Source organism: Adhaeribacter terreus, assembly GCF_042657365.1.
Lineage (GTDB): Bacteria > Bacteroidota > Bacteroidia > Cytophagales > Hymenobacteraceae > Adhaeribacter_A > Adhaeribacter_A terreus.
In genome coordinates, this window is sequence record NZ_JBHSKT010000001.1 from 442,460 (window position 1) to 464,587 (window position 22,128).

Annotated in this window: 20 protein-coding genes; 17 read left to right on the forward strand and 3 right to left on the reverse strand. The window is 35.7% G+C overall.

Translation table 11 applies throughout. The features are described from left to right. The first annotated feature begins 4 nt into the window (after positions 1-4). Entirely contained in the window at positions 5-943 is a 939-nt protein-coding gene (locus ACFPIB_RS01830; RefSeq protein ID WP_378015710.1) for a UDP-glucuronic acid decarboxylase family protein, read from the forward strand. Positions 944-998: 55 nt separating this feature from the next. Further along, on the forward strand, positions 999-1,517 hold the full coding sequence (locus ACFPIB_RS01835) for a cupin domain-containing protein (RefSeq protein WP_378015711.1): 519 nt from the start codon (positions 999-1,001) through the stop codon (positions 1,515-1,517). A gap of 116 nt (positions 1,518-1,633) precedes the next feature. Here ACFPIB_RS01835 and ACFPIB_RS01840 read toward each other — a convergent pair whose 3' ends face one another. From ACFPIB_RS01840 to ACFPIB_RS01850, 3 genes are read right to left on the reverse strand one after another with little or no spacing between them, the layout of a single operon-like run. Next, the gene (locus tag ACFPIB_RS01840) at positions 1,634-2,659 is read right to left on the reverse strand and encodes a Gfo/Idh/MocA family protein (RefSeq protein WP_378015712.1); all 1,026 of its coding nucleotides are present in this window, start codon (positions 2,657-2,659) and stop codon (positions 1,634-1,636) included. A 5-nt stretch (positions 2,660-2,664) separates the two neighbouring features. Then, positions 2,665-3,243, reverse strand: coding sequence for an acyltransferase (locus ACFPIB_RS01845; RefSeq protein ID WP_378015713.1), 579 nt, complete (start codon positions 3,241-3,243; stop codon positions 2,665-2,667). A 4-nt stretch (positions 3,244-3,247) separates the two neighbouring features. Then, positions 3,248-4,375: a DegT/DnrJ/EryC1/StrS family aminotransferase gene (locus ACFPIB_RS01850; protein WP_378015714.1), complete on the reverse strand. Its 1,128-nt coding sequence runs from the start codon at positions 4,373-4,375 to the stop codon at positions 3,248-3,250. 458 nt (positions 4,376-4,833) lie between these two features. On the opposite strand from ACFPIB_RS01850, the gene ACFPIB_RS01855 reads away from it, so the two are divergent. The 15 genes from ACFPIB_RS01855 to ACFPIB_RS01925 all read left to right on the forward strand — a co-directional run bounded on the left by ACFPIB_RS01855 (position 4,834) and on the right by ACFPIB_RS01925 (position 22,101). Further along, complete coding sequence (locus ACFPIB_RS01855; protein WP_378015715.1) at positions 4,834-5,847, forward strand: glycosyltransferase family 2 protein; 1,014 nt, start codon at positions 4,834-4,836, stop codon at positions 5,845-5,847. A 261-nt stretch (positions 5,848-6,108) separates the two neighbouring features. Then, on the forward strand, positions 6,109-7,500 hold the full coding sequence (locus ACFPIB_RS01860) for an oligosaccharide flippase family protein (protein ID WP_378015716.1): 1,392 nt from the start codon (positions 6,109-6,111) through the stop codon (positions 7,498-7,500). Between the two features lie 100 nt (positions 7,501-7,600). Next, the gene (locus ACFPIB_RS01865) at positions 7,601-8,797 is read left to right on the forward strand and encodes a hypothetical protein (protein ID WP_378015717.1); all 1,197 of its coding nucleotides are present in this window, start codon (positions 7,601-7,603) and stop codon (positions 8,795-8,797) included. Between the two features lie 73 nt (positions 8,798-8,870). Further along, entirely contained in the window at positions 8,871-9,884 is a 1,014-nt protein-coding gene (locus ACFPIB_RS01870; RefSeq protein WP_378015718.1) for a glycosyltransferase family 2 protein, read from the forward strand. 245 nt (positions 9,885-10,129) lie between these two features. Then, positions 10,130-11,386 (forward strand): oligosaccharide flippase family protein, encoded by a 1,257-nt coding sequence (locus tag ACFPIB_RS01875; protein ID WP_378015927.1) that lies wholly within the window; start codon positions 10,130-10,132, stop codon positions 11,384-11,386. Between the two features lie 68 nt (positions 11,387-11,454). Beyond that, positions 11,455-12,663 carry a glycosyltransferase family protein gene (locus ACFPIB_RS01880; RefSeq protein ID WP_378015719.1) on the forward strand — a complete coding sequence of 403 codons (1,209 nt, stop codon included), beginning with the start codon at positions 11,455-11,457 and terminating at the stop codon, positions 12,661-12,663. Between the two features lie 5 nt (positions 12,664-12,668). Further along, positions 12,669-13,775: a DegT/DnrJ/EryC1/StrS family aminotransferase gene (locus ACFPIB_RS01885; RefSeq protein WP_378015720.1), complete on the forward strand. Its 1,107-nt coding sequence runs from the start codon at positions 12,669-12,671 to the stop codon at positions 13,773-13,775. Positions 13,776-13,777: 2 nt separating this feature from the next. Beyond that, the gene (locus ACFPIB_RS01890) at positions 13,778-14,710 is read left to right on the forward strand and encodes an NAD-dependent epimerase/dehydratase family protein (protein ID WP_378015721.1); all 933 of its coding nucleotides are present in this window, start codon (positions 13,778-13,780) and stop codon (positions 14,708-14,710) included. A gap of 11 nt (positions 14,711-14,721) precedes the next feature. Continuing rightward, positions 14,722-15,294, forward strand: coding sequence for an acyltransferase (locus ACFPIB_RS01895; RefSeq protein ID WP_378015722.1), 573 nt, complete (start codon positions 14,722-14,724; stop codon positions 15,292-15,294). A 5-nt stretch (positions 15,295-15,299) separates the two neighbouring features. Continuing rightward, on the forward strand, positions 15,300-16,253 hold the full coding sequence (locus ACFPIB_RS01900) for a glycosyltransferase family 2 protein (RefSeq protein ID WP_378015723.1): 954 nt from the start codon (positions 15,300-15,302) through the stop codon (positions 16,251-16,253). Between the two features lie 23 nt (positions 16,254-16,276). Continuing rightward, complete coding sequence (gene gmd / locus ACFPIB_RS01905) at positions 16,277-17,389, forward strand: GDP-mannose 4,6-dehydratase (protein WP_378015724.1); 1,113 nt, start codon at positions 16,277-16,279, stop codon at positions 17,387-17,389. 154 nt (positions 17,390-17,543) lie between these two features. Further along, the gene (locus ACFPIB_RS01910; RefSeq protein ID WP_378015725.1) at positions 17,544-18,428 is read left to right on the forward strand and encodes a glycosyltransferase family 2 protein; all 885 of its coding nucleotides are present in this window, start codon (positions 17,544-17,546) and stop codon (positions 18,426-18,428) included. Between the two features lie 21 nt (positions 18,429-18,449). Beyond that, on the forward strand, positions 18,450-19,640 hold the full coding sequence (locus ACFPIB_RS01915; RefSeq protein WP_378015726.1) for a glycosyltransferase: 1,191 nt from the start codon (positions 18,450-18,452) through the stop codon (positions 19,638-19,640). A gap of 179 nt (positions 19,641-19,819) precedes the next feature. Then, the gene (locus ACFPIB_RS01920) at positions 19,820-21,031 is read left to right on the forward strand and encodes a glycosyltransferase family protein (protein ID WP_378015727.1); all 1,212 of its coding nucleotides are present in this window, start codon (positions 19,820-19,822) and stop codon (positions 21,029-21,031) included. Positions 21,032-21,036: 5 nt separating this feature from the next. Next, positions 21,037-22,101, forward strand: coding sequence for a glycosyltransferase (locus ACFPIB_RS01925; protein ID WP_378015728.1), 1,065 nt, complete (start codon positions 21,037-21,039; stop codon positions 22,099-22,101). Positions 22,102-22,128 lie beyond the last annotated feature (27 nt).

Sequence of the window (22,128 nt, forward strand, 5' to 3'; positions counted from 1 at the left end):
AATAATGGGCAGAAAACGCGTTTTAATTACCGGCGGCGCCGGCTTTTTGGGTTCACATTTATGTGACCGGTTTTTGAAAGAAGGTTACCATGTAATTGCCATGGATAATCTTATTACCGGTAGTTTGGCTAATATCGAACACCTTTTCAAGGAACAACATTTTGAATTTTACCACCACGACGTTTCTAAATTCGTTTTCGTGCCTGGTAAACTGGATTATATCCTGCATTTTGCTTCACCGGCTTCGCCGATCGATTATCTGAAGATCCCGATCCAGACGTTGAAAGTTGGTTCGTTAGGTACGCATAATTTACTTGGTTTAGCCCGCGTAAAACATGCCCGCATGTTAATCGCTTCCACTTCGGAAGTGTACGGCGATCCGGAAATTCACCCACAGGTGGAAGAATACTGGGGACACGTAAATCCGGTTGGCCCGCGCGGTTGCTACGACGAAGCGAAGCGTTTCCAGGAAGCTATAACTATGGCATACCACATGCACCACGGTCTGGAAACCCGCATTATCCGGATTTTCAATACCTATGGGCCGCGTATGCGCCTGGACGATGGCCGGGTTTTACCAGCTTTCTTAAGCCAGGCATTACGTGGCGAACCGCTTTCAATTTTTGGAGATGGTTCACAAACGCGTTCGTTCTGCTACGTAGATGATTTAGTAGAGGGTATCTACCGTTTACTACTCTGCGATTATGCTTTACCAGTAAACATTGGTAATCCATCGGAAATCACGATCAAAGAATTTGCCGAAGAGATCAGTAAGTTAGCCGGGGTAGAACTGAACATTAAATATCAGCCATTGCCGGAAAACGATCCGCAACGTCGTCGCCCGGATATTACCAAAGCAAAAGAAATTTTGGGTTGGGAACCGAAAGTAGATCGGGCAGAAGGTTTGCGTCGGACTTACGAGTTTTTTAAGGATAAAGTGTAGTTTTTTTAATTGAATAAATTGTTTTCATAACTTGTTTTTTTATGAAAGCATTTGGATGGATTATAGTTTTTTAATGACGGAACTTCAGAAAATTGCCTTATTTGACGAAACAAAAGAAGCGTTAGAAAGCCAGGGTTTCTCTATTCAAAGTCAGGATCAGAACCGACCGTGGGGAGGCTTTTTTGTGCTTGCGGAGGGACAGATCAATAAATTTATTGATCTCTTTTTTGATAAGTTGAATATGGGGCAGATTAACCTTTCTGGAAAGTTAAGTCCAAAAATTCTGGTGGTAGCCCCCAATAAGCGATTATCGTGGCAGTATCATAACCGGAGAGCTGAACTATGGAGAGTAGTCCAGGGAGAGGTAGAAGTCGTAACCAGTGTAACAGATGAAGAAACAGATTCCAGAACGTTAGGTCCTGGAGAATACATTACTTTAAAACAGGGGGAGCGACACCGGTTGATCGGCTTAAATGATTGGGGAGTTGTAGCCGAAATATGGCAACATACTGATCCGTTAAATCCCTCCGATGAAGAAGATATTGTGCGGGTGCAGGATGACTTTGGGCGTTAATGAATTAGCGTTTATAAGGGTAGTTTATGGAAATTGACGATGATCCGCTTTGAAGATATTTTTAACTTAAAAAAAAGATAAGTATGAATTGAGGCTTCAAAAAAATATTAATAAGATTATTTTTTGAAGTTACTTGAGGCATAGATTCGCTCAATTATTTCTACAACTTTCAATCCTTCCAGTGCATTGGTAGTTAATGTACTATTACCCTTTAAAGTTGCAATCACATTTTCAATTACATATTGATGGTTGGCTGCAGAGCCTTTATAGTTTCCATAATCGTTTGGCGGATTGGATAGGGCTAAGGCGGGCATTTCATAATCATTAATATGGCAATGGATAACCTCATTCATATATTGACCGCCTATTTTCAGACTGCCTTTACTTCCGATCACGGTAATGCTACTTTCCAGGTTTTGATCCCAGACTGCTGTTGAATAATTTATCGTTCCGGAGCCTCCGTTCATAATGTCAAAAGAAATAAAGCCAGAATCTTCAAAATCAGTAGAACTCTGATGGGTAAAATCATAAAGCCGCGCTTGAATATTCTGAATATCGCCAAAAACCCAGTACAGTGTGTCGATGAAGTGTGAAAATTGCGTGAACAAAGTACCGCCGTCCAGATCCTTTGTTCCTTTCCATGAACTCTTCTGATAATAACGTTCATCACGATTCCAGTAACAATTGATCTGTACAATAAAGGTTTCGCCTATTAATTTATTACTAACTACCTCTTTCAACCAGATTGAAGGAGGTGAATACCGGTTCTGCATCACGCAAAATACGTGTTTACTCATTTGCAGAGCTTTGAAAATTACCGCTTCGCATTCACCTTTAGTCAGCCCCATTGGTTTCTCACAAACAACATGCATTCCTTTTTCCAGAACCTGCATAGCTTGCCGCGCATGAAGGCCATTTGGCGTGCAAATGTTTATTACATCCACTATTGTATTGGATTGTAAAAGTTCTTCCAACGAAGAAAAAAAAGGAACGTTGAAGTCGGCTGTTTCTAATTCTGCTTCAGGCCGTATATCACACAATGCAACAAGTTCTGCTTCCGGGTTCTGTGCAATAATATTTGCGTGTCGTTTTCCAATATGGCCACAACCAACTACCGCAAATTTTATTTTATTTAGAGTCATTAATCTTAGCTAATTCGGCTTACAGCATTATTACTTATCTTATATTGTTGGCCACTTTCAGGGCAAATTGCAATACCGTTTTGATTGAAATCTAGTTTATGCCCGAATTCACTCACCCATCCGGTTTGTCGGCCTGGGTTACCAACTATTAAAGCGTATGGTTTAACATTTTTCGTAACCACAGATCCGGCTCCGATCAGAGCATACTCACCGATCTCATTACCGCAAACGATCGTGGCATTGGCCCCGATTGAGGCTCCTTTTTTTACCAGGGTTTTTAAATATTGATCCCGACGAATAACCGCACTTCTGGGGTTCAGGATATTGGTGAAAACCATGCTTGGACCCAGAAAGACATCATCTTCACAAATTACTCCCGTATAGATAGAAACATTATTCTGCACTTTTACATTGTTTCCTAAGATTACTCCGGGAGAAATAACTACGTTTTGACCTAAGTTACAATTTTGGCCTAACACGCAGCCCGGCATCAGATGTGAAAAGTGCCAGATCTTGGAGCCAGGTCCAATCTCACAGCCTCCATCTATCACGGCTGTTTCATGGGCAAAATAATGTTTTTCCATTTTTCTATTTAAAAAAGCTCCGGATCTTATCTGTGATATAATTGAGTTGATCGTCGCTTAATTCTGTATGCATCGGTAAAGATAATACCTTTTTAGAAAGAGTCTCTGCTACCGGGAAATCTCCCTTTTTATAACCTAAGTATTGATATGCTTTCTGTAAATGGACAGGAAGTGGATAATAGATCATAGTAGGAATATCATGTTCTTTCAGATAATGCTGTAGAGCATCCCGTTTACTGTTTTCAATCTTGAGCGTGTATTGATGAAAAACGTGAGTGGATTTTGGATCACGGGCCGGGATTTTTACTTCCGGAATATCTGCTAAAGCCTCATCATAGTAAGCTGCTGCCTGTTGTCTGGCAGTGGTATAATCATGAAGATATTGCAGCTTTATATTTAGTATAGCAGCCTGAATTGTATCTAAACGTGAATTAACGCCAATTACATCATGATAATACTTTTCAGACTGTCCATGATTAGCGATCATAGAAATTTTCCTTGCAAGGGTGCTGTCGTTTGTGAACAAGGCACCACCATCGCCATAGCATCCTAAATTTTTTGAGGGGAAAAAAGAAGTAGTGCCAATGTGGCCTATTGTTCCGGCTTTAATTTTTTGACCATTGCTAAAAGTGTAATCTGCGCCTATAGCTTGTGCGTTATCTTCAATAATTTGCAGGTTGTGCTTTTGGGCCAGATCCGATAGCGTTTCCATATCCGCACATTGCCCAAAAAGATGGACCGGAAGGATACTTTTACTACGATTACTGATAGCGTTTTTTACTTTGGTTGCATCAATATTAAAGGTCTCAGGGTCAGCATCAACCAAAACCGGTTTTAGCCGCAGCAAAGCAGCAACTTCCGCGGTAGCTACATAAGTGAAAGCTGGGATAATAACCTCATCGCCGGGCTCAAGGTCTAAAGCCATTAAAGCTATTTGAAGTGCATCTGTGCCATTGCCACATGAAATGGTATGGTTTACGCTATTAAAAGTGCTTAATTTTTTTTCAAATTCGGTAACCTCTGTTCCTTTAATAAATGCGGCTGACTGAAATACAGCATTAGTTTTCTCCTGAATTTCGTGCATAATCCGTTGGTACTGGCCTTGCAGATCAACTACTTGAATTGTATTCATATTACTTAGATCTAATAGGATGAGTTTATAGGCTCAAAAAGCCGGGCTTTCTTATTTTTTCAAGTATCGGTTTAGAATGGGGCAGCTTAAAAACGGCAACTGTTATACTTTTTATGGATTACAGTAAAAGCTCTGGAAAACTATATAATCATTGCTAAGCAAGCAAGTTAATAAAAAGAGTGTAAAAAGGTCGATAGTCAGGTTCTGTTTTCTTATCAAATTGGAAGTTTAATAGGGGGTGGTAGCATATTAAAGTTAAGTTAGCAATAAAATGGCCAAGGGATTTAGATGCTTAATCCAACCACTTTCATTTAATTAATTGCTAAAAAGCTTTAGTATTTAGTTGACTTTTGATTAATATTGCTATTCCCTGTTTTTGTTATTATTGATATCATAAAGAGATTAGGATTTATAATAAGAATATAACAACGAATAAATAATTTGATTTAGTATAAGATATGAAACCTACAATAAGTGTAATAATGACTATTCATAATACTTCTCAATATCTTAGAGAAGCAATTGATAGTATATTATTTCAAACATTCACTGATTTTGAATTTTTGATTTTTAATGATGGATCAACAGATAATAGCGCTGAAATTGTCCGGTCATATAATGATCCTCGGATTCTTTTTTTTGATGAACCAAAAAGCCAAAGCTGGGTAAGCCTATTAAACAAAGGCATTAAGTTGGCTCGTGGTAAATATATTGCCAGAATGGATTCAGATGATATTTCTTTACCGCATCGCTTTGAAAAGCAAGTAGCTTTTATGGATAATAATCTACAAGTTGGTTTGTGTAGTGCTTGGCTTGAAACTATAGGGCCCAATACCCATATTTCGAAAGAACGACCAATAGGTCATGTAGCAATTAAACATCAATTATTAATTGCTAATCCAATTGCACACGCTTTAGTAATGATAAGAGCACAAGTTTTAAAAGCTAATAACTTGTATTATAATGAAACCTTTCTGGCGGCACAAGATACAGAGTTCTGGGGGCGGCTTATTCATTTTACAAAGTTCCAAATTATTCCAGATGTCCTTTATTTATACAGAATGCATCCTCAACAAAATACTACATTAAGAAAAAAAATACAGGGAGTCAATGGTGTAGAAAATAAAATAAATTATATTAAATCATGGGGAGTGTCATTAACTGAGTTAGAAGAAAAATATCTTAGATTATTATTTAATCCTTGTCTGCACAATGTTTCTTCAAAAGAAATTCGGAATATACAAATGCAAATACCAGAAATAATTAATAAACTTAAAACCAAAAATTTTGATTCAGAGTTATTAATCCATATTTTTAATAAACATTTGCAAAAAATGTTGTTAAATATTAGCCAGTATAATTTGAGCTATTTATCAATCTTTATAAATATTAGTAAAACCCCAGCAATAAACACTTTAGACCGGTTTAAATTGATTGTAAAATCTATCATTAACTGGAAAGTAAATCATTAAAACTATTAATGTAAAAGTATTTTATAATTGTAAATTAATAAATAAAATGAAGATAATGCTTTAGTTACGTTGATAAGTTATTTATGAAAATTGTAATTTAATTAAACAAATTAAATAAAGGCAAGTTACTTGTGATTCGTTGTTGTATTCTTTGATGAAGGAAAATTTTAATTATATGTAGATTTTTTCGAAATAAATTAAAATTCGACATTTATTTGAAGACTAACTTAAAAAAAAGTTTAAAATAGTAAAAAAAAACTCTTGTTTTTATTAATAAATAATATTAAGGTCCTTTTCAGGAGACTTAATCAAAAAGGGTCTTTCGCACAAAACTTTGCTATAACCTTTTCAGGGTCTGCATTAATTACAATTATTGGATTTATTTTAACACCAGTTATGTCCAGAATTTATTCCCCTCAGGAATACGGGATATTTTCTGTTATAAATTCTATTATTGGCAATCTTAATGTTTTCTCAAGTTTAACATATCTTGGAGCTTTTTTGTTAGAAAAGAATATTAGAAAGTTCTATTCTCTGGTACAATTAACATTAATTTTGAATTTTGTTACATGTTTTTTGTTAGTTGCAAGTTTAATTTTTTTCAAAGTACCCTTTTTAAGCTTTTTTAATATTATTAGTATAGATAATTGGATATATACTATTCCTCTTTTACTTTTAATAGCAAACCTTAATAGTATTATGAATAATTGGCTCCTCAGGGATAAACGGTTTAAAGAGAGAGCAAGTGTTGATGTTGGGAGTAGTTTAGTTGGGCGAGTGTCTTCTATTGGATATGGGTATTATATAAGTAATAGTTTTTCGGGCCTAATTATTGGTGATTTTCTACTAAGAGCTTTCAAATTTATTGGATTCCTTAAAAGTGGGATATATACGCAATTGCCTTATCTGTTCTCAGGTTTTTCAATTAATAGAATTAAAAATTTAGCTATTAAATATAAAGATTTCCCTTTATATCAATTGCCAACAAACTATTTTAACCTTATTTCTTTACAATTACCAATTTTTGTATTAGCATCTTATTTTGGATCTACAACAGTGGGTTTATATGGGTTCTCAGTTAATTTACTCGGTATTCCTTTAAATTTAATGGAAAGAACTGTAGCTCCGGTATTCTATCAAAAAGCTGCAGAAGTCTATTTATCCGACAAAACCCAATTAAAAAAAATAACATCCGAAATTTATGATAAATTAATATATATTAGTATTGTACCTTTTTCTATAATAACAGTCTTTGGTGATGTTATTTTTAAATTAGCTTTCGGAGCAAAGTGGGAAATGGCTGGTGTGTTTACAGCTTATTTGGGCTTTTCTTATGTTTTTAAATTGATTGTAAATTGTTTTTCCGGTGTTTTTGCAATAGTAAATAAACAAAGATTAGAATTTATTTGTAATTTTATTGGATTAATATTGAGAAGTTGTGCCCTTTTTATAGGGATTTATTTTAATGATTTAAACCTAGCTGTTTTAGCCTTTGGTATTGCTAGTTTTATATCTTACTTTATTATTAGTATGTTGTTGTTTAAAATAATAGGAGTAAAGATATGGGCTAAAGTGATTAAGACCTTGGTGTTAATAGCCTTATCTTTTATATTTTTCAAAGGTATAAGAATATTTGCTGAGCTTTTGATATAAGTAGTTTTCCTGCTTTAAAGTATCAGTACTATCAAAAAAAAATTAAGTAAATGTTGGAAAGGGTCTGGTAGTTTACAATAAGCCCTAACCATAATATAATATGAAAAAGAACGTATCCTCTAAAATTTCAAATGTCTTAAAGTATCGTCTTTCTCCTTGGCTTAAAAGCCAGATCGATTCATTATCACAAAGCATATATTCTGATCTTGGCCTGGAAATTAACGGGGAAAAAGCTCCACGTGCCCTCTTTATTTTTCCAACGGTTTCCTTCGATTTTTATATCCAGGGTCGATTCGAAGAAGGTTTAAAGACCAAAATGCATAATATATATTTTCAAGGCTTGGCCATTCTGAAAAAACTAATCGATCATGGTTACGTAGTAGATTGCGTTGATAAAGATGCCTTTGATGTAAACCGGGATACCTCGCAATATCGGCTTATAATCGATGAAGGCAATAACTTAGCTTTTTTGTCGAATTACCCTAACCAGAAAAAAATTTTTTACTCAACTGGACTTAAATGGGAGAGAAGAAATCTGAATGAACAGCAGCGGATTAACTGGTTTCATGATGCATATGGGTTCTTTGTTAAGCCTGTACGGCAGTCTCTGCCCGTTTATTCCAGCCAAGTAGCAGATTTTATTTTGTATAAGGGCGTTCCAGAACAAATGCAGGATTTTAATAAAAGAGCAAAACTGGTACAGCTTGCCATGCCGGTAGAGTATGAGCCCGAAAATATTGAACGTGATTATTCAAAAAGGGAATTTCTTTGGATCGGTGGTTGGGGAGCCATCCATAAAGGGCTTGATATTGTAGTGGAGGCATTTGAAGGAATGCCTGAAAGTAAGCTGCATATTTTCGGTCCTCTCGAAAGAGAAGGAAAAGTTTTAAATTGGCTGCAGGATAAATTAAAGGGTTCTAAAAATGTTTTTTATCAGGGGTTTGCAGATTATACCAAATCTTCTTTTCAAAAGATTATTCATAATTGCGCCGGACATATTTACCCAAGTGCGGGAGAGAACGGCTGTGCTACTTTAGCGCAAACTGCTCATTATGGTCTTATTCCGGTTACTACCGCGGAAGCCAATAATCAGGCGTCGTTTCTTGGTTACAATATTGAGGGAGATAGCCGTTCTCTAATGATTGAAAGTATCAGACACTCGGTAGCAGAAATTTCTGCAATGGATGATGAAACGCTAAAAACAAAGTCTGAAAAAATAATGGCTTTCGCGAAGGAGCGCTTTACAAGATCTGCATTTTTAAAATCAGTTGATGACTTTCTTTTATCTGTGAAATAATTCAGGAGTATGTATATCTTCTGTATTTTTTTATGTAGTAACTTGCAGATGTTAATTCAAGCAATGTTTTTAAATGGATATCATTATTAAATCCTTTAACAGACCCTATTATTTAGAAAGATGTTTGAGGAGTATTTATAAATATATAGAAGGAAATTTCAAGATCCATGTTTTAGATGACGGAACGCCACCAGAATATTTAGAAAGAATAGCTCAATTATTTCCAGAGGTTACAATAACCCTGTCCGGACGTTATGATGATAAAGTAAAAAGTATTCATTCCCATATAGCTGGCGAGACAAAATTCGACCAGCTTTTTATCCCTACAAAACTCTGGATAGATCAGGTTAAGAAGAGCTCTGATATTTTTCTATTATTGGAAGATGACTTCTGGCTTGTTGCCCCAATTAAATTAGATGAAGTGAAAAATGCAATGATTGGCAATAATATTGTGTTAACAAAACTTTATTGGGGGAGTAGTTTAAGCAACTTTAAAGCAACAATTAAGAAATTAAATACAGAACTAGAAGAAACCATTCCTGAAATCCCATCTATTCCAGTCTCTGTATTAAGATTAATATTTCATAATAAATTTAAAATAAACTCAATTCTATATCGATTAGGGCTTATAAAAGATGGTATCTATTTCCAACTCCCTTTCTATAGTTTATACTCTGTTGCATCTGCCTTTTTTGACAAACGATACTGGTTATTTCTTTGGGAAAATGATCAATTAAAAGCAGATGAAACATTTCAGCTATTGAAAGCCACTACGTGGTTCAGAAAGCATAAAAGCAGGTATGCTAAAGCAATAGATGAAAAAGTGAAAACATCTTTTATTACCTCCGCTACGAATACGTATAAAGATATTGATCTTGATATCTTCACCTTTAATCATTGTTTGAATCAGGCATGGTTAAATGGAGATCTGGATCCAATGGCTAATTTTCCTGTTGATTTTAGCCCTGAAAGTATTAAGCCTATTCTGGAGAAATGTAATTACAATAAATGTTCTTACTCAGAATGGTTAAGGTATATAGCCAGATTCAAAAGTATTTATCAGAGTATGGGTGTTAAAACTGACTGACCTGACTAAGATTTGTTCAAATACTACAAAAATAGCCTTGTTTTAAATCTTTCGACCTTTATCGATTTTATATAAAGTGTTAATTTTCAATACTCTACTAATATCAATTGATTTCAGCAATTCAAAATAAAATAAGTGAACTTATTAAGGCTCTAACTGCCAAGGGATCTTTTACTCAGAATTTTGCAATAACCTTTTCTGGGTCATTCTTCGTGACTTTGATAGGCTTTGTCTTAACCCCGGTAATGTCAAGGATCTATTCTCCGGAATCCTATGGCTTGTTTTCTGTGTTTAATTCTATTCTGAGTAATCTCAGCGTTATTGCTTTCTTAACATATACAGGTGCTTTTTTTCTGGAGCGGGATTCCCTAAGGTTTTACTCCCTAGTTTTACTAACTATGGTGCTTAGTGTAGTTACCAGTATTGTCTGCGGGATTATTCTTTTTTTCTTTAAAACGCAGGTTTTAGATTTTTTTCAAATTGATGCATTAGGAAATTGGATTTACCTTTTACCGGTATTCCTTTTAATATTTAGTTTAACTTCCATTTTTACTTCATGGCTGGTTAAAGAGAAATTTTTTTCGAAGATAGCTGGAGTAAATGTAGGCTCCAGTTTAAGCGGTAAGTTACTTTCCATTGGATTTGGTTTTTTTCTGTTTAACAATGTTTACGGATTGTTGTTGGGTGACTTCGTATCCAAACTGGTTAGTTTCTTTAGTTTAGGATTTAGTGGTCTGCAAAAATTATATAACAAGATATTTACAAAGGCATCATTTAAAAATTTAAAAAATGTAGCTTATGAATACAGGAATTTCCCGCTGTACCAGCTGCCTACAAGTTACCTGGATGTGATTGCAGTTCAAGCCCCTGTCTATGTGTTGTCTGCCAGTTTTGGAGTTTCTAATGTAGGTCTCTACGCTTTTTCCACCACGCTTCTTGATTTGCCAATCAATTTGTTGGGCAGGTCTGTTGCACCGGTTTTTTTTCAGAAGGCCTCGGAATTAGTTATTGAAAGTAAAGAACAATTACAGAAATTAACTACATCCATTTTTTATAAAGTTTTTTATTTAGGCTTAATTCCGGTAAGTATTATAAGTGTTTACGGAGATCTGATCTTTAAATATGTTTTTGGTGATAGATGGGAAATGGCAGGGGTATTTACTGCATTTTTAGGTTACTCCTATATTTTTAAATTGACTGTTTCGGCTACGAGTGGAGTTTTTGCTCTGTATAATAAGCAGAAAGCAGAATTTACCTTTAACATTATTGGTTTGGTTCTAAAAGTGTCAGCCCTTTTACTCGGGGTGTACTTGAAAGATCTGAAACTGGCAATCCTTTTCTTTGGTATTGCTAGCGCAGCTTCTTCTATTTTAATTAATTTTATGATTTTTAAAGTCTTAAATTTACCGGCACATAAAATTATTGGCAAGGCAGTTGCTCTCGTAATTTGTAGTTTTTTGCTTTTTAAGGGTATCAGGATTTTAATTGAATACTCTTTCTGATTTTTTTCAGAAAGAATATTTGTCCGACGGTTTACAGTTCAACTGATTATTAATATTCGATAAGTGATATGCCATCGATTGCAGGAGTAAAGTATAGACTGGCTAATATATTAAGGGCTGGGGCCGATAGGCTTTTTACCAATCCATTTAACAATGAGCATTTTTATGATCTGGGAATTGAGAAGCTTGGTAGTAAGTCAAAGCGGGCTCTAATAATTTATACTACAGCTGCTGTAAAGAATTACTTAAAAGGAGATTTAGATTCTTTAAACATTGTAAGAAACCACACAATGTTTTGGGAATCGGTAGAAATGGTAAATGTTTTAAACCAGCAGGGTTTTGTTGTTGATTATTTCAATGCCATTTTGCCAATGAGAATTGATTGGTTTAAATATGACCTTGTAATAGATGAACAGAACAACCTGAAAGATGCCCCTAGAGTTGATGGTCAGATTAGAGTTTATTATGCGACGGGATGTCATTGGCTTTTTCAATATCAGGCGGAATTATCTCGTATTAAAGAGTTTAAAGAACGCAATGGGATTGTGATCCCGCCAGTTCGCTTAAACTCCAATTATATTATTTCCGATGAGTATGCGGATTATATGACTCATTTTGCTTCTGACTTTCTTACAAAAACATATTCTTCCAAAGTTAAAGCTGTAGAATTAAATATTAGCGCAGTACATGTACCTAAGCCATTTTCTAAAGACATTGCTAAAGCAAGATATAACTTTTTGTGGTTAGGTGGTATTGGGTTAATTCATAAAGGTCTTGATTTAGTTGTTGAAGCTTTTAAGGATATGCCTGAAGTAAATCTTTATATAGCGGGTAATGTAGATTACCAGGGTGAAGAGAGATTTGCAATTTGGTTTAAGGATCAGCTAAAAAAACATGCCAATCTTAAATATTTAGGCTTTATGGATGTAGCCAGTTCTGAGTTCGAACAGATTGCGAATAATTGTATTGGTACAGTTTATGTGAGTTGTTCTGAGGGTGGAGCGGGCTCCGTAGTTCAATTATTACATTATGGTCTTATTCCTTTAACATCTAAGAGCACTGCTTTACGGGCAGAGTTTCTGGGTTTGCCAATAGAAGGAATGTCTGCACATGAAATAATTACTTCAATTAAAGAGAAGGTTTCCGAACTTATTTCTATGGATGACTTTGAATTGTTAAGAAGATCAGATTCAGTTAGAGAATATGCGCTTCAATATCACACACGCCAGGCTTATTCAAACAGCTTTAGTAACTTTATAAAAATGTTAAACAATTAACCCAGATGAAGATAATTCCTATATTCAATACTTTTATTCACCCATCAGCAAAAGATAATGTAAATGCTGTTTTATCATCAACTTTCTTAAGCGAAGGCAAGCTGGTCAAAGAGTTTGAAACCAGGTTATCGTCTGACTTGGGCATAGTCAACCCTTTGGCACTGAACAGTGGTACCAGTGCCTTACATTTAGCAATAGTCCTGGCTGGGGTTAAACCAGGAGACGAAGTAATTTGTCCTGCACAAACTTTTGTGGCTACCGCATTGGTAGTATGCCAGGAAAAAGCGATCCCGGTATTTGCAGATATTAAATATGAGGATGGGAATATCGATCCGAAATCGATTGAAGAAAAGATCACTGAAAGAACCAAGGCAATCATTGCGGTACATTGGGGAGGCAACCCCTGCGATATGGATGAAATACATGCTATTGCGGGAAAACATAACTTAATGGTTATTGAAGATGCAGCTCATGCTCCCGGCGCGACCTATAAAGGTAAGCCAATAGGTGCTATTTCAGACTTTACCTGTTTTTCTTTTCAGGCTATTAAGCATATTACTACCGGAGACGGGGGAGCTATCTGTTGCCTGGACGATAAAATGGCTGAAGAAGCTTTGAAAAGAAGGTGGTTTGGCATTAACCGGGCAAACTCTCCGCTTTCTGTTTTAGGAGAACGAGTGTATGATATTACAGAAGTAGGGTATAAGTACCATTTAAATGATTATGCGGCCGCTTTGGGCTTAGCAAACCTGGAAGGTTTCAAAGATCGGTTGATGTATCGACAAAAGTTGGTGGATCGTTATCGGGATGGGCTGGCCGAGGTATCTGGTATTACATTATTTAAAAAATCAGAAGACCGGGAAAGTGCTAACTGGTTATTTGGGTTCCACGTTGAAAAACGGGAAGACTTTATCCTTGCTTTGAAAGCCCAGGGTATTACCGCCTCGGTGGTGCACGATGGCATAGATCATAATTCTTTGTTTGGCGGTACCAGAAAAGACCTGGTAAATCAGCTGAAGTTTAATGAAACTCAGATACACATTCCTATTCATGATGCCATGAAGGGGGATGATGTAGATTATATTTTAAATGTTGTTAAAAAAGGTTGGTAAATATGAAAATAGCCTTATTAGGGGGGAATGGCTTTGCCGGCCGGAACATTGCTGAGATCCTTACAGAAAATAATATCCAATATGAGGCTACTTCCCTCTTAATGGGTACAGACCTTCGGGATGTTAGCCAAGCCGTTGCTTTTTTAGAAAAAGTACAACCAGATTTTATTATAAATTGTGCAGCGCATGTAGGTAGTCTAAATTACGTTACAGAAAAGGCTGCTGACGTAGTGTCAGACAATTCCAGAATGATCCTGGGAATGTATGAAGCTGCTGCCAAAGTCTGCCCTAAAGCAATTATTATTAACCCGATTGCAAATTGCGCGTATCCTGCCACAGCAAATACGTTTCTTGAAGATGAATGGTGGAATGGTCATCTTCATCGGTCTGTTTTATCTTATGGCGTTACCCGGCGGCTTCTATGGGCAGTGGGTGAATGCTATCTGATGCAGTATGGAATGAAAAGCATCCATTTACTTGTTCCAAATATGTATGGTCCTTACGATTCAACAGATCCGAATAAAGCCCATGCCTTAAATGCGCTGATCTCTAAATTTGTAAAGGCTGAAAATACAAGCCAACCTGAAATTGAAATCTGGGGAACCGGCGTAGCTATCCGGGAGTGGTTATATGCAAAAGATTTTGCCCGGATCGTATTACAGGTAATTCAAAATGATGAGCTTCAGAACATTGAAAGTCCATTAAATATTGCCCAGAATTCAGGCTTAAGTGTTAAAGAATTGGTTGAAATAATTAAAAATAACTTTAAGTATTCTGGTCAGATCGTTTGGAATCATAATAAACCAGACGGTGCCCCTAAGAAAGTAATGGATGATACAAATTTCAGACAGGTGTTTCCTGATTTTGAATTTACTCCTTTCCAGGATGGGATCAATAAAACCATAAGTTATTATCAATCAGTTTATCCGTATTAGTTTTATAATATATGAGTGATAATAATTTGCCTGTAAATTCCCTTCAGTTTGACAAAGCATTGTTAAAATCCGTTGGAGAAGATGTTTTTATTAGTAATAATGTAGAGATCCGTAGACCTCATTTAGTAACAATTGGTAGTCATGTAGCAATAGATTCCGGAGTTTATATTACAACCGCTGCAAAAATTGGAGATTATACACATCTATCACCATACATAACGGTAATAGGAGGTGCAAAAAGTACGCTTATAGTTGAAGATTTTGTTACAATTGCAGCTGGGAGTAGAATTATTTGTGGTAGCGATAAGTTTCTTGGGGCCGGATTTACTAGTGTTACAGTGCCCGATGAATATCGGGACGACGTTGACTTTACTACTGTTAAATGTTGTAAGTTTGCTGGAATTGGGACAAACGTGGTAATAATGCCGGGCGTTACTATTGGGGAAGGTAGCGTTATTGGAGCTTGTTCTTTGGTTACAAAAGATACTGAGCCATGGACCATTTACATAGGTACTCCTGCTAGACCTATAAAGATCAGGCCCAAAGAGAAAATGCTTGAATATGCTAAAGCACTTGGTTATTAAAAAAAATGGGAAATATCAAGATATCATATATTATTACCACATACAATAAACTACCTTATCTAAAGGAAGTTATTAAACGCTTGGTTGATCAACTTAAGGAAAATGAGGAATTAGTTGTGGTTGATGGTGCAAGTAAAGATGGAACAATGGAATTTCTTGAAGGACTTTATAAGATCGGTAAAATTCATCAATTTGTTTCAGAACCAGATAAAGGCGAATCTCATGGTTTTAATAAAGGCATATTAATGTCCCAAGGGGAATACATAAAGGTAATTACTGACGATGATGCGTTTGACTATCCATTGATTCGGAAAGGAGTTGAATTCATGGATCAGCATCCTGCAATTGATTTGCTTACTTCTCATACAGGGCTAATAAATCTTGAAGATTTGCATGAGATCAGTATGTACGATGATTGTTTTGAAAATTTTAATAATTGGATTAAAAATGGTGTGCCAGGCTGGTTTATAGGTTTACCAATGATAATAAGAAGGAAAGCTTTAGCGCAACTGGGGCTTTTTAACACAGGGGTTGTTCAGGTTGATACTGATCTTTCATTGAGAGCTACCAGCTTAAATATGAAAATTGCCTGGTGTACAGGATTAGCGGCAATAAGAATTGAAAATCCTCAGAGCAATTTTCGTAATCTTAAAAATGCGAACGCAGGTCATTCGGAATATGTAAGAATGCGTTATCTTTATGACAAAAGTTTGTATGGTTCTTTTTTTAGCTTTGTCAAGCTTCAAACAAACTGGTTAGAAATGGTTAAAAAACCATTAAGGCCTATTAAGAATCTGTTGGTAAAAACAGCAAATTATCCAAAAGGGTTTGAGAAAAGAGTATTTAGCGTTCAGCCTAGCACGAAAGAACCCTCACAAATAGCGAATGCATTTAATACATGCGATGCATTTTTTGATGAGTATAATTCGAAAAATAAGATTGAATTTATTTGTAAATAAAAGAAGAAAAGTAGAATTAATATATGAAAGTTGCGCTGATAACTGGTATTACGGGGCAGGATGGTGCTTACCTGGCTGAATTTTTATTGAATAAGGGCTATGTTGTACATGGTGTAAAACGTAGAAGTTCTCTGTTTAATACAGATAGAATAGATCACCTGCGTTATGATGGTTTAGAACATAATCCAAAATTTATTAACCATTTTGGTGATCTTACAGATTCTACTAATCTTATTCGCATCATACAGGAAGTGCAGCCGGATGAGATCTATAACCTGGGCGCTATGTCGCATGTGAAGGTTAGTTTTGAAGTGCCGGAATACACTGCCAACGTAGACGGTTTGGGCACTTTGCGTATCTTGGAGGCAGTTCGTCTTTTGGGGTTAACTAAAAAAACCAAGATCTATCAGGCTTCTACCTCAGAGCTTTATGGTTTGGTTCAGGAAGTTCCTCAGAAAGAAACAACTCCATTTTATCCTCGTTCGCCGTACGCAGTAGCTAAAATGTATGGTTTCTGGATAACGGTTAATTACCGCGAGGCTTACGATATGTTTGCTGTAAATGGTATTTTATTCAACCACGAATCACCATTGCGGGGTGAAACTTTTGTAACCAGAAAGATCACCCGTGGAGTAGCGCAAATTGTACTTGGTCTGCAAAAGAAAATCTCACTGGGTAATTTAGATGCCAGACGCGACTGGGGCCACGCCCAGGATTATGTAGAAGCGATGTGGCTGATCCTGCAACAGGACAAACCGGAAGATTATGTGATTGCAACCGGGGTAACCACCACCGTTAGAGATTTTATTAAAATGGCTTTTGCGGAAGTAGGCGTTGAGCTGGCTTTTGAAGGGGAAGGGGTGAACGAAGTGGCGAAAGTTGTTGCCTGTAATGATCCTGAGTACCACCTAGAGATTGGACAAATCGTTGTTGAAGTAGATCCGGTATACTTCAGACCTACAGAGGTTGATTTGCTTATTGGAGATCCTACAAAGTGTCAGGAAAAGCTTGGCTGGAAACCAAAGCACGATTTGGCCTCATTAGTGAAAGATATGATGGGTGCAGACGTGGCATTGTTTAAAAGAGATGCTTATTTAATGCAAGGAGGCCATAAAGTTCTCCGATATCACGAATAATAACTGTTTTATTAATAATACAAAGAGGAGATTCGGACCAAAAGCCTAAATCTCCTCTTTGTATTTGAAATACTGACCGGGAAATTTTATACCTTAAACCCCCGCCTGCTTTATCTGCATCATTTTAGATTAACTAGCTAAGATCATTTTGCTTATGTTTTTTTCGGTTGTTATTCCTACATATAATAGAAGCGCCTTCATTAAAGAAACGGTTGAATCTGTTCTAAATCAGACATACACTCAATTTGAAATATTGATTGTTGACGATGGAAGTACTGATAATACTGGAGAAATAATAAAATCTGTAAATGATACCAGATTAAACTATTTCTTTATTAGTAATGGCGAAAGGGGGAGAGCAAGAAATTTTGGCTTTAATCAAGCCAAAGGCGATTACGTGATATTTTTTGATTCAGATGATATTATGCTGCCAAATCACCTTGAAGTATTGAATGCAAAGATCAAGCAGGCAAAGTATCCTAACTTTATAGCAGCAAAGTTTAACTTGAATAGGAATGGCCAGATTTATGACAGTGACCTTGTAAATATTAAAGAAGGTTTTTATTCAATTGAACTTTTTTTAAAAGGCAATTTACTCGCCTGTAATTTTGGTGTAAAGAAAGCTAATTCAGCGCTTAAGTTATTTGAAGAAAACAGAGCATTCGCTGTGTTAGAAGACTGGATGTTTTTACTTCAGAATCTTGAAAATGACCAAATATTCATTGTAGATCAGATAACCATAACTATGAGCGACCATGATCAGCGTTCAATGAGGGCAGATAATCATAAACTCATTTTGAAATTACAGAGTATGATGGATTGGTTAAAATTAAATACCACTTTGTCGGCAGACCAGTTAAATTTAATAGCTGGCCAGATCCTTTATTTATCTGCTATACACGCATACATGGATAATGATCGAAGCTCAGTTATAAAGTTTCTTATTAAGTCTTCTAAAGCAGGGCATTTAAGTTTTAAATATTTCCTGTTGTTGATAAAAGCTCTGATCGGAATTAATATTATCAACAAACTAAAATAGTGTTTAACTTATGAACCTGTAATGGTAATTTTATTTTTAAGTTATTGGGGGGTAAATGATCCGCTTACCGTTTCTACCATTTTTCCCCATCTTGGAATCCTGCAAAAAGAAACTTTTGTTAAAAAGATTGTTTTTGTATCGATTGAACGAAATTCCAAATTTCATTTTGATCTGAATAGAGATTCAAAAATAGAATTTGTGCCTATTCTGTCAAAAAACCTTAAAGTTAATTTATTAAATAAAATTAACGATTTCCTTATATTCCCTAAAGCTATAATCCGATTAATACAAAATTACAAAGTTGATCTATTGATTGCACGGGGAGCACCGGCCGGTGCCTTAGCTTATAAAGCCTGGTTAAAAACGAACATTCCATTCGTAGTCGAATCGTTCGAACCACACGCTGATTATATGTTAGAATCAGGAGTGTGGAAGAAAAACGATTTAAGGTATATTTTTGAGAAACGGTGGGAAGAGAAACAAAAAAAATATTCTTATGCCTTACTTCCAGTAGCAGAAAACTACCGTACAGAATTAATTAGTGAAGGGGTAAATGCTAAAAAGATAAAAACTGTCCCCTGTTGTATAAATAATGAAAAGTATGCTTTCAATACAATAATTCGTGAAAGATTACGACAGGAATTAGGGATAGGTTCCAAAGAAATAGTTGGAATTTATGTAGGTAAGTTTGGCGGCTTATATTATGAGAAAGAAGCCTTCGATCTTTTTAAAAAGTGTTTTGATTATTTCAATAATAACTTCAAGCTGTTAATTCTTTCTCCTAATGAACCAGACTACATAGAAAATCAATTATTAAATGCAAAAATAGAGTTAAATAATACTTATTTTAAGAAGGTTAAACCGGAACTTGTTCCTCAATATCTTTCTGTTAGCGATTTTGGAATTGCTACATATAAACCAGGTCCTTCTAAATTGTTTCTTTCTCCAATTAAAGTTGGAGAATATTGGGCAAATGGTCTTCCTGTACTTATTACCGATGGCATAGGAGATGAAACGTATCTTGTTGATAAGGAAAATTGTGGCGCAACATTTGTTGCTGGAGAGGAAAATAGTATAAGAAACGCTCTTGTAAAAATTGAAAAGATAATAAGTAATCCTGAAAGCAGAAAAAGAATTTCAATTTTATCTCGGAAATATAGGTCATTAAATATAGTTAGAGAAGTTTACAGGCAAATCTTAAGGCATAATTGATATTTAAGAGAGCTAATTGCTTCTTCTTATATTATTCTTCCCTTAATTATGCGGTCTGACAATATTTAATTAAAATATTTGTGAGTCATTTAGTCTTTAGGCATTAATTTTTTTTTATAGAATCAAATTTGATGTTAGTTATGTTGAGGTCTGGTTTATTTAATGTGAGTAATTAAGGTATGACTATTCTATATTTATGCTATTGGAGCATTAATGACGCTTTAACTGTAGCAACCTGTTTTCCTAACCTTAAAATCCTGAATAATTTTACTGCTATAGAAAAAATCGTTTTTATAACTATTGAAAGAAATTTTGAATCTGAGGTGAAATTTGCCCCATCTTTTAAAAATGAAAAGATAGAATTTAAACCCTTGCATTCATCTGATTTACATTATGGAGTATTAAATAAGATCAATGATTTTGTTTCTTTTCCAAAAGAACTGGCCAAGCTTGTTCAACATTACAAAGTAGACAAAATTATTGCTCGTGGAGCTCCAGCCGGGGCATTAGCTTATCTTGTGTGGAAAAAACTGAAAACCCCGTTTTTGGTAGAATCTTTTGAACCACATGCAGACTATATGCTTGAATCCGGTGTCTGGAAAAACTACGACCCCAGATATGTTTTTCAGAAGCATTGGGAAGAAAAGCAGAAAACAGTAGCAGCAGGGTTAATGCCCGTAGCTGATAATTATAAAAAGAAGCTTTTATCGGAAGGAGTAAGTGAACAAAAAATAAGGACTGTACCAGTTTCGGTTGATACGCAACATTTTAGCTTTAATAAGCCAGATAGAAATGAGATCAGGAAAAAATTGAATATTAGCTCTGATGGCATCGTTGGTATATATGTCGGCAAGTTCGGCGATATATATTACGACCAGGAGGCTTTTGATATTTTCAGGAAAGCGTTTGATTTTTTCGGGTTATCCTTCAGGCTAATTTTGCTTACTCCAAATAGTATTGATGAGGTTAAAGCAAAATTGTTAAAGATCGGTATTGATCCGGCAAAAGTATTTACAGCTAAAGTGGCTCATCATGAGGTACCACAATATTTATCTGCTAGTGATTTTGCTTTTTCTACCATAAAGCCAGCTGCTTGCCGCAAATACTGCTCACCGACGAAAAATGGAGAATATTGGGCTAATGGGCTACCAATTATTTTAACAGAAGGTGTTGGTGATGATTCTGATATTATAAAAAATGAAGGCGGTGGAGCTGTCTTTAATTTAGAAGTCCCTGGCAGTATAGAATCTGCTCTTCATGAGATAGCTGAAATTATAAGCGATCCCGGTTGCAGGGATGGTATTTTAAAGCTGGCTGAGAATCACCGGTCGTTAAAAAAAGCAGAAAGTGCATACCAATATTTCTTTGCCATGCATAATACTTCCGAGTAAAATTTATGAATATATTATTTATTGTACCCTACCCTGAAGGTAAAGCACCATCCCAACGATTCCGATTCGAACAGTATCTGCCTTTTCTGAAAGAGAAAGGATGGAATTATACATTGGCTCCTTTTCTTGACAATGCAACCTGGACAATACTTTATAAGCAAGGATATACTTTAAAGAAAGCTGCTGGTGTGTTAACAGGTTTTTTAAGGCGATTATTTCTCTTATTCAATTTAGGGAAATACGATTTTGTTTTTATTCATCGGGAGGCAGCTCCTTTAGGGCCACCGGTTTTCGAATATATCATTACTAAAGTTTTAAAGAAAAAGGTTATCTATGACTTCGACGATGCGATCTGGATGGAAGATTCCGCCGGAAACAATAAGATCGTGTCCGGCATAAAATGGTACGATAAGGTTAAAAGTATTTGCCGGTGGGCTTATAAAATAAGTGCCGGAAATACCTATTTGAGTAACTTTGCTTTACAGTTTAATAAGCAGGTGATCTTAAATCCTACTACCATAGATACTTTAAACCTGCATAATGAAGTAAAGGATCAGGATACCAAAAGAATTGTAATTGGCTGGACAGGAACACATACAACTTTGCGGCACCTGGCAATAGTTACGCCGGTAATTGCAGCACTTGAAAAAAAATATGATTTCGACTTTTGCGTAATTTCCAATGCTGCTCCGGAGCTACCGTTAAGATCTTTGAAATTTAAACCCTGGAAGAAGGAAACTGAAATAGAAGATCTGCTTTCGTTTAATATCGGCCTGATGCCTTTGGAAGATGATGCCTGGGCAAAAGGAAAATGTGCTTTTAAAGCTCTGCAATATATGGCTCTTGGCATTCCGGCGATTGTTTCACCGGTTGGTATGAATAGTGAAGTGGTTGATAATGGTAAGAATGGCTTTATTTGCAACACGGAAGCTGAATGGTATAACGCGATAGAAACCCTGCTTACGCAACCAGAAGTAAGACGCAGCCAGGGTAAAGCAGCCCGTGGAAAAATAATTGATAACTATTCGGTTCTGGCTAATCAACAAAACTTTCTGAAGCTCTTTAGCTAAGTTTTATTATTCTGATTTACTACTAGT

What these genes read in the sequence shown, in the direction of transcription:
- gmd (WP_378015724.1), top strand. Translation starts at nt 16,277, where the DNA reads ATGAAAGTTGCGCTGATAACTGGTATTACGGGGCAGGATGGTGCTTAC.
- ACFPIB_RS01870 (WP_378015718.1), top strand. Translation starts at nt 8,871, where the DNA reads ATGGATATCATTATTAAATCCTTTAACAGACCCTATTATTTAGAAAGA.
- ACFPIB_RS01885 (WP_378015720.1), top strand. Translation starts at nt 12,669, where the DNA reads ATGAAGATAATTCCTATATTCAATACTTTTATTCACCCATCAGCAAAA.
- ACFPIB_RS01845 (WP_378015713.1), bottom strand. Translation starts at nt 3,243, where the DNA reads ATGGAAAAACATTATTTTGCCCATGAAACAGCCGTGATAGATGGAGGC.
- ACFPIB_RS01850 (WP_378015714.1), bottom strand. Translation starts at nt 4,375, where the DNA reads ATGAATACAATTCAAGTAGTTGATCTGCAAGGCCAGTACCAACGGATT.
- ACFPIB_RS01920 (WP_378015727.1), top strand. Translation starts at nt 19,820, where the DNA reads ATGACTATTCTATATTTATGCTATTGGAGCATTAATGACGCTTTAACT.
- ACFPIB_RS01880 (WP_378015719.1), top strand. Translation starts at nt 11,455, where the DNA reads ATGCCATCGATTGCAGGAGTAAAGTATAGACTGGCTAATATATTAAGG.
- ACFPIB_RS01865 (WP_378015717.1), top strand. Translation starts at nt 7,601, where the DNA reads ATGAAAAAGAACGTATCCTCTAAAATTTCAAATGTCTTAAAGTATCGT.
- ACFPIB_RS01910 (WP_378015725.1), top strand. Translation starts at nt 17,544, where the DNA reads ATGTTTTTTTCGGTTGTTATTCCTACATATAATAGAAGCGCCTTCATT.
- ACFPIB_RS01855 (WP_378015715.1), top strand. Translation starts at nt 4,834, where the DNA reads ATGAAACCTACAATAAGTGTAATAATGACTATTCATAATACTTCTCAA.
- ACFPIB_RS01875 (WP_378015927.1), top strand. Translation starts at nt 10,130, where the DNA reads ATGTCAAGGATCTATTCTCCGGAATCCTATGGCTTGTTTTCTGTGTTT.
- ACFPIB_RS01915 (WP_378015726.1), top strand. Translation starts at nt 18,450, where the DNA reads ATGGTAATTTTATTTTTAAGTTATTGGGGGGTAAATGATCCGCTTACC.
- ACFPIB_RS01895 (WP_378015722.1), top strand. Translation starts at nt 14,722, where the DNA reads ATGAGTGATAATAATTTGCCTGTAAATTCCCTTCAGTTTGACAAAGCA.
- ACFPIB_RS01925 (WP_378015728.1), top strand. Translation starts at nt 21,037, where the DNA reads ATGAATATATTATTTATTGTACCCTACCCTGAAGGTAAAGCACCATCC.
- ACFPIB_RS01840 (WP_378015712.1), bottom strand. Translation starts at nt 2,659, where the DNA reads ATGACTCTAAATAAAATAAAATTTGCGGTAGTTGGTTGTGGCCATATT.
- ACFPIB_RS01890 (WP_378015721.1), top strand. Translation starts at nt 13,778, where the DNA reads ATGAAAATAGCCTTATTAGGGGGGAATGGCTTTGCCGGCCGGAACATT.
- ACFPIB_RS01900 (WP_378015723.1), top strand. Translation starts at nt 15,300, where the DNA reads ATGGGAAATATCAAGATATCATATATTATTACCACATACAATAAACTA.
- ACFPIB_RS01835 (WP_378015711.1), top strand. Translation starts at nt 999, where the DNA reads ATGGATTATAGTTTTTTAATGACGGAACTTCAGAAAATTGCCTTATTT.
- ACFPIB_RS01830 (WP_378015710.1), top strand. Translation starts at nt 5, where the DNA reads ATGGGCAGAAAACGCGTTTTAATTACCGGCGGCGCCGGCTTTTTGGGT.